This is a genomic window from Paenibacillus flagellatus, assembly GCF_003217775.1.
GTDB classification, from domain to species: Bacteria; Bacillota; Bacilli; order Paenibacillales; family NBRC-103111; genus Paenibacillus_AB; species Paenibacillus_AB flagellatus.
On the sequence record NZ_QJVJ01000004.1, the window covers coordinates 56,303 to 69,821 of the forward strand.

Annotated in this window: 13 protein-coding genes; 5 read left to right on the top strand and 8 right to left on the bottom strand. The window is 58.6% G+C overall.

What is annotated here, in order from left to right:
• The 3 genes from DLM86_RS09815 to leuC all read right to left on the bottom strand — a co-directional run bounded on the left by DLM86_RS09815 (position 1) and on the right by leuC (position 4,265).
• Positions 1-1,605: an N-acetylmuramoyl-L-alanine amidase family protein gene (locus DLM86_RS09815; RefSeq protein ID WP_110839835.1), complete on the bottom strand. Its 1,605-nt coding sequence runs from the start codon at positions 1,603-1,605 to the stop codon at positions 1-3.
• Positions 1,606-2,214: 609 nt separating this feature from the next.
• On the bottom strand, positions 2,215-2,814 hold the full coding sequence (gene leuD / locus DLM86_RS09820) for a 3-isopropylmalate dehydratase small subunit (protein WP_110839836.1): 600 nt from the start codon (positions 2,812-2,814) through the stop codon (positions 2,215-2,217).
• Between the two features lie 29 nt (positions 2,815-2,843).
• A complete protein-coding gene (gene leuC / locus DLM86_RS09825) occupies positions 2,844-4,265 on the bottom strand; it encodes a 3-isopropylmalate dehydratase large subunit (RefSeq protein WP_110839837.1) in 1,422 nt (473 codons plus the stop codon).
• A gap of 288 nt (positions 4,266-4,553) precedes the next feature.
• Between leuC and DLM86_RS09835 the strand changes: the two genes are divergently transcribed.
• The 4 genes from DLM86_RS09835 to DLM86_RS09850 all read left to right on the top strand — a co-directional run bounded on the left by DLM86_RS09835 (position 4,554) and on the right by DLM86_RS09850 (position 7,606).
• Entirely contained in the window at positions 4,554-4,808 is a 255-nt protein-coding gene (locus tag DLM86_RS09835) for a hypothetical protein (protein WP_110839839.1), read from the top strand.
• Positions 4,809-5,018: 210 nt separating this feature from the next.
• Positions 5,019-5,900 carry a stalk domain-containing protein gene (locus tag DLM86_RS09840; RefSeq protein WP_158289416.1) on the top strand — a complete coding sequence of 294 codons (882 nt, stop codon included), beginning with the start codon at positions 5,019-5,021 and terminating at the stop codon, positions 5,898-5,900.
• Between the two features lie 13 nt (positions 5,901-5,913).
• Entirely contained in the window at positions 5,914-6,843 is a 930-nt protein-coding gene (locus DLM86_RS09845) for a LysR family transcriptional regulator (RefSeq protein ID WP_110839841.1), read from the top strand.
• Positions 6,836-7,606, top strand: coding sequence for an MBL fold metallo-hydrolase (locus tag DLM86_RS09850; protein WP_110839842.1), 771 nt, complete (start codon positions 6,836-6,838; stop codon positions 7,604-7,606). The genes DLM86_RS09845 and DLM86_RS09850 overlap by 8 nt, the downstream gene beginning before the upstream one ends.
• A 12-nt stretch (positions 7,607-7,618) precedes the next feature.
• Here DLM86_RS09850 and DLM86_RS09855 read toward each other — a convergent pair whose 3' ends face one another.
• From DLM86_RS09855 to DLM86_RS09875, 5 genes are all read right to left on the bottom strand, one after another.
• On the bottom strand, positions 7,619-8,050 hold the full coding sequence (locus DLM86_RS09855) for a methylglyoxal synthase (RefSeq protein WP_110839843.1): 432 nt from the start codon (positions 8,048-8,050) through the stop codon (positions 7,619-7,621).
• Between the two features lie 242 nt (positions 8,051-8,292).
• Positions 8,293-9,057 carry an amidohydrolase family protein gene (locus DLM86_RS09860; protein ID WP_110839844.1) on the bottom strand — a complete coding sequence of 255 codons (765 nt, stop codon included), beginning with the start codon at positions 9,055-9,057 and terminating at the stop codon, positions 8,293-8,295.
• 36 nt (positions 9,058-9,093) lie between these two features.
• On the bottom strand, positions 9,094-9,843 hold the full coding sequence (locus DLM86_RS09865) for an amidohydrolase family protein (protein ID WP_110839845.1): 750 nt from the start codon (positions 9,841-9,843) through the stop codon (positions 9,094-9,096).
• A gap of 48 nt (positions 9,844-9,891) precedes the next feature.
• On the bottom strand, positions 9,892-11,115 hold the full coding sequence (locus DLM86_RS09870) for an aminotransferase class III-fold pyridoxal phosphate-dependent enzyme (RefSeq protein WP_158289417.1): 1,224 nt from the start codon (positions 11,113-11,115) through the stop codon (positions 9,892-9,894).
• A gap of 179 nt (positions 11,116-11,294) precedes the next feature.
• Positions 11,295-12,113, bottom strand: coding sequence for a carbon-nitrogen family hydrolase (locus DLM86_RS09875; protein ID WP_110839847.1), 819 nt, complete (start codon positions 12,111-12,113; stop codon positions 11,295-11,297).
• Positions 12,114-12,278: 165 nt separating this feature from the next.
• Here DLM86_RS09875 and DLM86_RS09880 point away from each other — a divergent pair, with 165 nt between their 5' ends.
• Complete coding sequence (locus tag DLM86_RS09880; protein WP_110839848.1) at positions 12,279-13,481, top strand: pyridoxal phosphate-dependent aminotransferase; 1,203 nt, start codon at positions 12,279-12,281, stop codon at positions 13,479-13,481.
• Positions 13,482-13,519 lie beyond the last annotated feature (38 nt).

Below are 13,519 nucleotides of genomic sequence, written 5' to 3' on the forward strand. Positions count from 1 at the left end.
TTATTTCGCGGGCGTGCCGGACTTCGCCGGCGCTTCCCCCGCCGGAATATCGGCCACTTTGACCGTCGACGCGCCGGCTGCTCCCGTCGCCGTTTCTTTGCTCGGCTGCTGTTCGTCTTTTCCGCTTTTCGCCTCTTGCTTGCTAATCGCAGCATCCTTTTTTGCGACCGATCCGCCGATCCGGAGCTGCTCTTTGATTCCCGCGACGATCGCGGCGGCGACCCGATCCTGGAACTCGTCCGTATACATGGCGGCCTCGTCGATCGCATTGGACAAATATCCGACTTCGAGCAGAACGGCAGGCATCGTCGTCTCACGGGTCACTTTCAGACTCGACTCCCGCACGTTGCGATCCGGAAACCCGGTCGCTTCGACCAGCCAACGATGCATCCGCTTGGCGAACGCTTCGCTGTCCTCGCGGGTATAGTACGTTTCCGTCCCCCGAATCGACGGATTATACGAGTTGCCGTGAATCGACACGAACAAGTCGGCGTTGCTGCCGTTGGCCAGCGCCACCCGCTCGTCGAGCGTCGGATACGTGTCGTCCGTACGCGTCATGATCGTCTTGATGGCGGGCTCCTGTTGCAGCAGCTTGTACACTTTATTCGCCATCGGGAGCGTAAAATCCTTTTCCGGACGCGAATTTATCGATTTCGCGCCGGGGTCCTTGCCGCCATGACCGGCGTCGATGACGACCTTGTACGTCTTGGCGTCGAACCGGACCGCCCATTGGTGCGCCGATTTCGTTTCCGTCAATTGGTAATCGGAGTTTTGCTTCATGTCGAGCACGATCCGGACGGTGGACGGCGAATCCGAGTATAGGGCGTACCGGATTTTTTCGACGTATGGATGATCGACGGTCATTTCGCCGACTTGCCCAGGTTTTCCCGGCTTGGCGAAAGCGCCGAGCGCCGTTCCGGGCAAGTCGATAACGATCCGGTACGGATCGGACAGCTCGAACGCCGTCGCTTTGACGTCCGCGCTCGTCTGGATGACGATTTGCCCGCCCGACGCCTCGAGCTTCGTAAGTGTCGGCACTCCGCCTTCGCTCGCGTTCGCGCCGGGCTGGCTCCCCGTTCCCGGCTTCGCCGCCCCTCCGTTCCCGGGCGTGGACGGCTTCGAGTCGGGCTTCGTTTCGCCGCCGTTATTGGCCACGGTTTCCGACTCCTGCGCCTTCATGACCATTTTGACGGACCGAGTCGAGTCGTCCCAGCCGACCGTATGGCCGAGCTGCTCGGCAATAAACCGGATCGGCACGAACGTGAAGTCCCCGACGAGCGCCGGCGCTTCTTCGAGCACTTCCTTTTTGCCGTCGACCGTCGCGGATTTGTCGCCGATCTTCATCTCGATCGTTTTCCCGCCGAATACGACCTTGACCCGCTGCTCCTTCTCGAACCATTCCACTTTCGCGCCCAGCCCCTCCGATACGATACGGACCGGCACGATCGTAACGCCTTGGCCGATAATTTGCGGCGGCACTTCGGGATTCAGCTTCCTCTCGTTCAAAAACAGCTGGATCGGGCCGTCCGCGGCGAAAGCTTGGACCGGCGCCAGCAGCATCAAGGCGACCAACAGGGCGGGCAGCAACCATTTTACGTACTTCATCGTTCACCTCTGAGCTTCATTCGATTTCATAACCGTTCGGGCAAATCCGGCAACGCCTCTCCCGCTCTATGAAAATGCGCCGCGATCGGACAAAGGTTGCATAGATTTGCCAGCATCAGACATAGGGTTAGACGATGAAAAACGGTCAAAAGTTGCGATTAAAATACAAATTATTCTATCATTCCGACAAAAAAACGAGAATCGGGCCGATAGAGCCCGATAGAATGCGAACGCTCCCGATTAAGCCGCAAATGCCCCGTTTTCGCCGTACCCGTCCAAGCTTGCTCGGACAAAAAGAAAAACCGCCCGGAACCGGGCTGCGATATGGTTCGCGTGCTGTAGCAGCTGTCGTTGGAGGAGCTGAAGGTCGCCGAAGACGCTGATCCGCATGCTGCGGAGCGTTTAATCGATGAACGTTTAGCCGGATATCGGTTTCCATTGGATTCGGACAGGTTTCGGGCTTTCCGTGGAAAAGAAAAAGGACCAGCTCATCCGGATTTTAAGGTGGAAGCCGTCCACCGTCGTGAAACGTAAACCGATTCGCAGCTGACAAAAAAACCGCAACGGGAACGTCCCGTGCGGTTTTTCGCTTCCTTCCTCCGGCTTCGATCAGCCGAGGCGGGCGGCGTGCTTCGCCTCATAAGCGGAGATCAAATCTTCATGCTGCAGCGTCAGGCCGATGTCGTCGAGACCGAGCAGCAAAAATTGGCGGCGGTGTTCGTCCAAATCGAATGCGATGTGAAGGCCTTGGCCGTCCTTAATCGTCTTGTTCTCCAAATCCACGGTCAGCTTGTAGCCTTCGTTCGCGGCCGTGCGCTGGAACAGCTCCTCCACCTGCTCCTCGCTCAGCTTGATCGGCAAAATGCCGTTTTTGAAGCAGTTATTATAGAAAATGTCGGCGAACGACGGCGCAATGACGACTTTGAAGCCGTAGTCCATAATCGCCCACGGAGCATGCTCGCGGGACGAGCCGCAGCCGAAGTTGGCGCGGGAAATGAGCACCGATGCGCCTTGGTAGCGCGCCTTGTTCATTTCGAATTCCGGATTGACGTCGCCCTTCTCGTCGAAGCGCCATTCATAGAACAGAAACTGGCCGAAGCCGGTCCGTTCGATTCGTTTCAAAAATTGCTTCGGAATAATCGCGTCCGTATCGACGTTAACCCGGTCCACCGGAGCTACGAGACCGGTATGCTGTTTGAATGCTTCCATCGGTTATCCTCTCCTTATCGGCTCCGCGGTTACACGCCCGCTTCGACTTTGAATTTCCAATCGCGCACGTCCACGAAATGTCCTTTGATGGCCGCGGCCGCCGCCATCGCCGGCGAGACCAGATGCGTCCGACCTCCGCGTCCTTGGCGTCCTTCGAAGTTCCGGTTCGAGGTGGAGGCGCAGCGCTGTCCCGGGCTCAATACGTCCGGATTCATCGCGAGACACATGCTGCAGCCCGCGTCGCGCCATTCGAAGCCCGCTTCGGTGAAAATTTTGTCGAGCCCTTCCTTCTCCGCCTGCAGCTTGACGCGGCCGGAGCCCGGAACGACGATCGCGTTCACGTGGGAAGCGACTTTGTAGCCTTTCGCAACCGCGGCGGCGGCGCGCAAATCTTCGATCCGGCCGTTCGTACACGAGCCGATGAAGACGACGTCCACTGTCAGGTCGGTCATCGGCGTCCCCGGCGTCAAGCCCATATATTCGATCGCCTTTTCGGCCGCTTTCCGTTCGTTTTCCGTCGCGAAGCTTTTCGGATCCGGCACGCGCGCCGTCACGTCGGTACCCATGCCCGGGCTCGTTCCCCAAGTCACTTGCGGGATGAGCGATTCGGCGTCGAATTCGACGACCGTATCGAACGTCGCGCCTTCGTCGGTGACGAGCTGCTTCCACGTTTCGACCGCCCGGTCGAACGCTTCGCCTTGCGGCACGTAGTCGCGTCCGCGCAAGTAGTCGAACGTCGTCTGGTCGGGAGCGATCATGCCCGCTCTGGCACCCGCTTCGATCGACATGTTGCAGACGGTCATCCGTTCTTCCATCGACAAATTGCGAATCGCTTCGCCCGTATATTCGATGACGTAGCCCGTTGCGAAATCGGTACCGTATTTGGCGATAATGCCGAGAATCAAGTCTTTCGCCGTAATGCCCGTCTTCAGCTTGCCGACGACGCGCACTTCCATCGTTTTCGGCTTCGCTTGCTGCAAGCATTGGGTCGCGAGCACGTGCTCCACTTCGCTCGTCCCGATGCCGAAGGCGAGCGCGCCGAACGCGCCGTGCGTCGAGGTGTGGCTATCGCCGCAGACGATCGTTTTGCCCGGATGGGTCAAGCCGACCTCCGGCCCCATGACGTGAACGACGCCTTGGTCGACATGGTTCAAGTCGAACAGCGTGACGCCGAAATCGGCGCAGTTTTTCGACAGCGTGTCGATTTGCTGCTTCGAAATCGGGTCCGCGATGTTGAACCGGTCTTTCGTCGGTACGTTATGGTCCATCGTCGCAAACGTCAAATCCGGCCTGCGCACTTTCCGGTTCGCGAGACGCAGCCCCTCGAACGCCTGGGGAGAGGTCACTTCGTGCACCAGATGAAGGTCGATATAAATAATGCTAGGCTTGCCTTCCTCCTGATGGATGACGTGATTGTCCCAAATTTTTTCGAACATCGTTTTCTTAGCCATAGGGTTCACCTCGTTACGTTCTTTGTACCGATCATACCACGGTCATCATCATTGCTCCAAGATATAATAGCTATAGCCTCGATAGGAAAAAACAATAGCCAATCACCTCGGCGATGCCCGACAATCCCTACCTTAACACAGTTCGATTCCCGAATCACCCGGTACGTTGCGGAAAAATCTTCGAGACTATCAACCAAATTTTGCCCCATCGTGAAAACCGCATAGATCCAACTAGATTCGGCCTGCATTTACTATAGCAATCCTTTGACGAAAAGAGGTGGATCTTCCATGAGTCGCGTACGCATACCCGCCCAACCCGATCTCGTCTTGATCGCTTGGATTCGCAACCCGCTCGTTCCCGGCTCCCGCCGTACGATAACGGCTGTTCGCGTTATCGGCAGCGCACGGCCGTGCGTCGATTTGCTCCGGCCGGGCAGACGGCTTTCCGCCGCGCTGCGCTGCTTGAGGCGCAACGGCTTCGTCGTCGTGGTCAGCGAAAGAACGTCGAACGTCAGCGGATTCGTGCTTCTGAAACGAAGCTGATGACGGTCGGGAAGGACGATTGCCGCATTTGCGACAATCGTCCCCCTACATAGGAACGGTATTGCACCCCGCTTCGGGTTTATCGCGAAACGGGACGGATCGGTCCCCCTGTCGGATTGCCCAGACGCAGGAGGAAAACGGGGGATCGCTGTCGAATTACCCCACTTTACGCGTGGTATGTCGTACTTTGGATACAGAGGTGAGAGCGTTATGAAGAAACGGACAGTGCTGGCGCTGTCGGCTTTTATTACGATCGGGGCTAGTTTTACGGCGGGCGTCTACGCTCAAGACGTCATTCAAAAGGTGGAGGCGTACTTGCGACCCGATTTCAAGGTCGTCTTGAACGGGCAGCAGGTGAATTTGAACGCCCCTCCTCTCGTGTACGACAACAGCTCTTATCTTCCGTTGAAGCTTGTCGGACAGCTGCTGGGGGCACAGGTGAACTGGGACAGCCAAAGTCAAACGATCCATATTGTCAATCGGATCTATAGCGAACAGGCCGAAACTCCGGAGGAAATTACGGACGAGGTTACGATGATAACGCCTCGTGTGGAGACAGTCAAATATTTGGGCAGAACTTATACGCTCTTGAAAATTTATGATAACAAGTGGACGACTTTGTATCGATTGAGCGACGCCCGGAAGATGGGTATCGATACGAAAGGACTTCGTTTGTCTAAGGAGAAGTATACGGAGGATATATATGTTAGCGAAGAAGAGCTGAAAAAAGCTTGGAAGGAGACGCCCGAGCCCTCCTATACATACGACTATACAAGCCCGGTTCCGATGGGTCAAATTTCAGATTTAAAAGTTATTGATGCTTTGAACGATTTCGCCAAATCAGTTTCCAAATATAAAATAGGTGACAAAGAGTATTACACCGAACCGATCCTTATGGAACCTGCTGAAAAGGTTAATCAGTTTTATTATTGGTGTCGGGTCAATGGGAAATTTTCCAAATATGTGATTACGCTGATTCCGTTCTCTGAGCTTCACGGAGGTCGGTTAGACCCCAACGGTGTTCAATACTTACCGAACGGGTATACTTATAAGCAACTTGAACCCGACGATCCCGAATATTATTCGTATTAAGCGAGGACTTGCCATGGAATTCAGGCAGCTGCTGTACGCCATCCAAATCGCCGCCGAAAAAAACTTTTCGCGGGCGGCCGAAAAGCTCCACATCGCCCAGCCTTCGCTCAGCCAGCAGCTGTCCAAGCTGGAAAAGGAGCTGGGCGTCCTGCTGTTCCACCGCAACACGAACTCGGTCGAGCTGACGCACGCCGGAGCCGTCTTCGTCGACAAGGCGCAAAAAATCGTCGACATGGTCGGCGAAATCCGCCAGGAGATGGACGACATTTCGCAATTGCGCAAAGGGAAGCTGATCATCGGCAGTATGCCGATTACCGGCGCCCATATGCTCCCGCTCGTCCTCCCCGTTTTCCGGCAGCGGTACCCCGATATCGAAATCGTGCTGATCGAAGAGACGTCCGCCAACTTGACGCAGCTGACGGCCGACGGCCGGACCGACCTCAGCCTGCTGTCGCTGCCGCTTCACGAGCAGTCGCTCGAATACGACGTGCTCGTGGAGGAGGAAATCCGGCTGGCGGTTCCTCCCGATCATCCGTTCGCATCGATGGCGTCGGGCGACGGGACCGTCGATTTGGCCCGCTTCGAACGGGAGCCGTTCGTCGTACTCAAGAAAGGCCAGGGCTTGCGCCAAACGGCGATCGACTTATGCCTTGCCGCCGGCTTCGCGCCCCGCATCGCCTTCGAGAGCAGCAACATCGAGACGGTCCAGTCGCTCGTGGCGGCCGGCATGGGCGTCGCCTTCGTGCCCGCCATGGTCGAGCGGGGCAAATGGAGCGAGAACGCCCCCGTCTACTTGTCCATCGCAAGCCGGCCGACGCGGACGCTCGTCATCGCGAGAAGAAAAGGCCGGTACGTGTCGAAGGCGGCGGAGGCGTTCATATCCACGGCGAGAGAACTGATCGGGCGGACACGGATAGAGAGAGGACCGGGATCGGATGGATGAATTGACGTTTTTGGGGACGGGCGATTCGATGGGAGTGCCGCGGGTATATTGCGACTGCGCCGTTTGTACGGAAGCGCGGTCGACCGGCCGGAACCGGCGATTCCGCTCGTCGGCCATACTCGATACGACCGACGGTCCGCTGCTCATCGATTGCGGTCCAGACTGGGTCGCGCAGATGGAGGCGATCGGCAGACGTTCGCTGGAAAACGCCCTCGTCACTCACCCTCACCACGACCATATCGCCGGGCTGCCGGAATGGCTCGACGCGTGCCGATGGACGAAAAGCAAAGGATCCGTGTACGCGCCGGCCGTCGTGTTCGATACGATCCGCCGGCAATATCCGTGGCTCGAACGGAAGCTGACGTTCGTCGCGAACGACGGCGGGATGCGGTTCGGCGGCTGGACGATCGTCCCCTGGGAAGTGTGTCACGGGAAAAACGGCACCTCATTCGCCTACCGGTTCGAAAAAGACGGATATGCCTGGGCGTACTGTTCCGACGCGATTCGGCTGTCCGAGCAACAAAAAAAGCCGCTTCACGGCTTGAACATGCTTGTGCTTGGCACCAATTTTTACAAAGAGGACGCTCCGCTCGACACGCGGTCCGTCTACGACATGACGGAGGCGTTCGACCTGATCCGGGAAACGAAGCCGAAGCGCGCGTTGTTTACGCATATGTCGCACGGCGTCGACGTCGATGCCGGCTACCCGCTGCCCGACGGCGTCGAATTGGCGGTGCAAGGCTTGAAAGTGCGTCTCGGCTGATCCGGCCGCTCGTCAGCCTTCGGTCCCGCTGCGGCGCTCGTAACGGTACCGGTGAACGACGTTCCGCCAGGCGAGATCGTGGCGCTCCAACGCTTTGACAAGCAGCTCCGCCGAGGCGATGTTCGTCGCGACCGGAATGCACTGTACGTCGCATAGGCGAAGCAGAGCCGTAACGTCCGGCTCGTGGGCGAGGGCAACGAGCGGATCGCGCAGGAAGATGACCGCGTCCATTTCGTTTTGGGCGACGAGCGCCCCGATTTGCTGATCGCCGCCGAGCGGCCCCGATTTCAGCCTCACGACGGGCAGCTTCGCTTCTTCGGCGATTTTTTGCCCCGTCGTACCGGTTGCAAACAACGTATGCGAGGCAAACACCTTTTCGTAAGCGATGACGAGGTTGACCAATTCCTCTTTCTTCACATCGTGCGCGATCAAGGCGATGTTCATGCGATCGGCTCCCTTCGTTAATCGTCATTTTATGTTATATTTTATAACAATCATTTAACCCTTGCTTGAATGATACAGCCAAATCGCCAGAAAATCAATACTGTATGTCATGTTTTCTAACACATAAATGATTTATTTTTTATGAATTCGCTTACACGTTAACATATCTGACACAAAATAAGGCCATCCCTCGTGGGACAGCCCTATTTGTATGCCGGTATAACGGAATAGAAGAAGTACGTTCAGTTCGTGCGATCCAGAAGCTTCGCGTTGTCGGCAAAGATTGCCCGTTTCGTCTCGTCTGGCAAGTCGACCATGTCGACGATCGCGTGCGTGCTTTTCAAGCAGTACAGCGGATGCTGCGAGCCGTAAACGATTTTGCCGGCGGGGACGTGCCGCAGCAGCTCCTCAAGCACGAACACTTTGTCCTTTAAACCCGACGTGTCGAAAAAGAGCCGGGGCAATTCGTTCGCTTCCGCTTCGAGCGCGACGATTTCCGCGAAACGGATATTGAGTACGACGATATCCAGGTTCGGACGGCTCCGGACGAACCGCCGCAGCGATTCGACGTCGAGCGGCTTCGGCTTGATCAAATAATCGAGCCGCTCGTCCTCCATCCGTTTCGTCACGAACAGCGGAAGCCCGAACTCCTGCAGCGCGTCGCACAGCTCCGATACCGGCTCGTCGTTCAAATCGTAATCGTGGTAGGTCGGATAAACGCGCACGCCGCGAATATCGAACCGCTTCAAGCCGTCCTCGATATCGCGCCGCCATCCCGGCAGCGTCGGGTTGACCGTCAGCACGTGCTTGTATTCCGTTCCTCCGATCAAAGCGTGGAGCTCCTCGTCGCCTTCGAACGGGTCGTTGTAAAAAATACTGTTCAACGAGGCGACGTACCCGCCCGAAATGCCGTTGGTCCGATGCACGTGCCGGAGATCGTCAAGCGTGTTTTTGCGTATTTTCCGAAATGGCCAATGGCCGAGCAGGGCGTTCACGTCCGTACTCATCCCGTTCCCCCTCCTATGCGCATGCAAAACGCCGGTTCAGCCGATTTTCAAGCTGCGGTCGAACAGTTCCAGCGCGTTTTTGTAATAGATCCGTTCCTTCTGCTCGGCGGTCAAATCCGCTTCCTCCACCTGACCGTAATTGACCAGGTACGTAATCGGCATGTCGGAGCCGAATACGATCCGGTCGACGCCCACCCGCTCGACCGCATAGTCGACGTCGTCGCGGCGGAACGGCGAGCCGGAAAAATCGTGCCAGACGTTGCGGCAATCCCGCACCGCCCGGATTCCGTGGTAGCAGTTGCCTCCGAAATGGGCCATCAATATTTTCGCGTTCGGGTACAGCCGCGCCAGATTGGCGACGTGCACGCCCGTCGTCTCGAATTCGAGCTGATCGACCGCCTTGTGAAACGCATGGATCAGAATCGGGATGTTGTAGTCGATGCACGCTTCCACGACGGGAAAAACCCGCGGATCGTCGCAAAACGTGGCGACCCACAGCTTCATGCCGCTCATCCCGTACTCCTCCACGCCCTTCTTCAATACGTCGAGCGCGTTGGAATGGGCCGGATTGACGTAGCAGTACCCTTCCACCATACCCGGCTGCTCCTTCATGAAGCGCGCGACGTCGGCATTCAGCTCCGCGACTTCCGCCTCGTCCGGATAGTGCGACTTCAAGCCGGACACGTGCAGCTTCGATATGCCGAACAGGTCGCACGCCCGCAGCAGTTCCCTTGTGCTTTCCCCATATTGCCCGCCCCAAATGTGCGTATGCGCGTCAATAATCATCGTCGTCCCCGCTTTCCTTTCCGCCTCGGCGGCCTCCTGGCCGACCGGTCATACGGCCGTTTCCCGGCAAGCTTGCTCGAGCCGCTCGAGCGCTTCCGCGATATCGGCGTCTTTGTGACTGTAATTGACATAGGAGATATTGTACAGCGACACGCCGTTCCGATACGCCGCCCGGAAAAAGCGGTCCCTGACGGCCGGATCGGCCCCCTCCTGCAACGTGAATGCGGGACAAGGGGCATAGCCCTTCAAACGAATGGGAAGGCCCGCGGCCGACAATCGTTCGTTCAAGCCGCCCCACAGCTTCTCTCCTTGCCGCCATAGATGCCCGACGACGTCTTGTTCCCGGTAAATCCGAATTGTCGCTCTGGACGCCGCAAGCGAAAGCGTTTCGCCCCCGAATGTGCTGGAAATGACCGCTCCGCCGCGATCGCATGCGGCCATCACTTCCTTCGAGCCCATATAGGCGGACAGCGGCATGCCGTTGGCGATTCCTTTGCTGAAGACGGCCATATCGGGCACGACGCCGAAATAGTGCTGGACGCCGCCTATCGCGATCCGGAAGCCGGTCACGATTTCGTCGTATACGAGGAGCGCGCCGTGCTTGCGCGTCAATTCGCGGAGAGCCGGGTAGAACGACGCTCCCTTCTCCATCTCGGCGTAATCGGCCGCGACGACGACGGCGGCGATCTCGGAGCCGCAATCGTCGAACCATCGCTCCACCGAGCCGATATCGTTCCAGCCCACGGCGTGGTGCAGCCCGCTGACGGCGGCGGGAACGCCCTTCGGACTTCCCGTCGCCCGCTGCCCCGGCAGCGACGGACCGCCTCCGGCCAGCGCATTGAGCCAGCCGTTGTACCCGACCTGCACGATGCGGTCGCGTCCCGTGTACGTGCGGGCGATCCGGATCGCCGCGGCGAGCGCTTCCCCGCCCGTCTTCAAAAACCGCACCCGTTCGGCGCACGGAACGAGCTCGCCCAACAGCTCCGCCACTTCGGCTTCGAGCGGATGCGGTTGGCCGAACACGATTCCGTTGTCCAGCTGGCGCCGGATCGCCTCGTCCACTTCCGGGAACCGGTAGCCGAGCGTAATCGGGCCGAGCCCGTTGCGAAAATCGATATATTCGTTGCCGTCCGCATCCCATACGCGGCAGCCGTCGCCCCTTACGATAACGGCCGGCTCTTCCGGCAGCAGCGACGGCGCCTTCGAGCATGTGCTCGATCCCCACGGAATCGCCTGCTCGAGACGTTCGTGCCATTGGCCCGATATTGTCATGGAAAGTTCTCCCCCATTCCGAATATACATGTCCCCGACCTGTCTATATCAAACCATATCCGGTTCCGGTTCGCAAGTACCGGATACGGCGGGTACGCAACCGGATACGCGGCTTTTCGACGCATTACCGCAGTCTAACGGGAGCTATCGCCGATTACGCCAAAAAAAAGAACGCCCGCTTATAGCGGACGCTCTTCCGAGCCGTACAGCTCCGGGCGCCGGTCCGCGAAAACCGGAATCGTCGACCGGACTTTATCCACGACGGCCAAGTCGATGGTCGCGGTCAAGATCCGCTCCGACTCGTCGCCCTCCGCGACGATTTCCCCCCACGGATCGATGACCATCGAATGGCCGAAAAACGACGTCGTACCGCTCGTCCCGACCCGGTTGCACGCGACGACGAACATTTGGTTCTCGATCGCTCTCGCCGTCAGCAGCGTCCGCCAATGATGCAGCCGCGGATGCGGCCATTCGGCGGGCACGATCAGCAGCTTCGCGCCTCCGAGCGCCAGACGGCGCGTCAGCTCCGGGAACCGGATGTCGTAGCAAATCATCATGCCCGCCGGCACGCCGCCGATATCGAGCCGTCCGACCCGCTCGCCCGCCGTCAAATATTTTTCCTCGTCCATCAGCCGGAACAGGTGGATCTTCGAGTAGTCCCCGATTTCGTTCCCTTCCCGGTCGAAGGCGAAAATCGTATTACGCACCGCCTCCCCGGACAGCTCCGCGACGGAGCCCGCGACGACGTTCACGCCGTGCTTCCGGCAAAAGCCGGATACGAACGCCTTCGTCCGCTCCCCGTCCCGGTCGGCGATGTCGCGGATGCGGTCCAGCGCGTAGCCGGTGTTCCACATTTCCGGAAAAACGATCAAATCCGGCTTGCGCTCGGCGGCCGCCGCCTTCTCCAGCAGCTCGGCCAGCTTGGCGAAATTGCGCTCGGGCTCCCCGATCGCGATATCCATTTGCAATAACGCTATATTCATCGTGCTGTCGGTCATCGTTCGTTCCAACCTCCGTTCGTCTGTTCCTCTTCCATATTAGACGAACGGACGGCGCTCGGCAACCGGCCGCCAAACGACGCTTTCGAAAAAGGATTGGAAAAACGGTCGATCGGCGGGTATAATCAAACTATTCGTCAAGTCTACCATTCGGAGTGAAATACGATGCATTTGCCAACCCATACGACTTCCGCCTTCCCGATCGAAGCGGCCGACCGGCTGAAACGGCTGCCGACGCAGTTTTTCGCCACGCTCGTCGGCAAAGCGAACGCGCGCATCGCCCAAGGGCACGATGTGATCAACCTCGGACAAGGCAATCCCGACCAGCCGACTCCCGCCCATATCGTGGCGGCGCTGCAGGAGGCGGCCCCGAACCCGCTCTATCACAAATACCCGCCGTTCAGCGGCTTCGGCTTCTTGAAGGAAGCGATCGCGAAGCGGTATTTCGACGACTACGGCGTCAAGCTCGATCCGGAAAAGGAGGTTGCCATTCTGTTCGGCGGCAAAACGGGCCTCGTCGAAGTGAGCCAATGCCTGCTGAACGCGGGCGACGTCTGCCTCGTCCCCGACCCGGGCTATCCCGATTATTGGTCCGGCGTCGAGCTGGCCGGCGCCGACATGGTGTTCATGCCTCTGCTGGAGGGCAACGCCTTTCTTCCCGATTATTCCGCCTTGTCGCCCGGCGACGTGAAGCGGGCGAAGCTGATGTTCATCAATTATCCGAACAATCCGACCGCGGCGACCGCCCCCGCATCGTTCTACGACGATACGATCCGCTTCGCCGCGGACAACGGCATCGTCGTGGCGAGCGACTTCGCTTACGGCGCGATCGGCTTCGACGGCAAACGGCCGGTCAGCTTCCTCGAACGGCCGGGGGCCAAAGAAGTCGGCGTCGAGTTTTACACGATGTCGAAAACGTACAACATGGCCGGCTGGCGCGTCGGATTCGCGCTCGGCAACGCCGACGTCGTCCGGTTGATCAATTTGATCCAGGACCACTATTACGTCAGTCTGTTCGGCGGCATCCAAGCGGCGGCGGCCGCCGCGCTGACCGGCCCTCAAGATTGCGTGCGCGAGCTGACCTCCATGTACGAAAGCCGCCGCGACGCGCTGTTCGGCGCACTGTCCCGCATCGGCTGGGAAGCGACGCCGTCGGCCGGCTCGTTCTTCGCCTGGCTGCCGGTGCCGAAGCGATATACGTCTGCCGAATTCGCCGACCTGCTGCTGAACGAGGCGAACGTCGTCGTCGCGCCCGGCATCGGCTTCGGCACAAGCGGCGAAGGCTACGTGCGGCTCGGGCTGCTCTCGTCGGAGCAGCGGCTGACGGAAGCCGTCGAGCGGATCGGCAAGCTGAACTTGTTCGGGTGAACGAGCCGACTCGAACAATTCCGCTTGCGCATACAAAC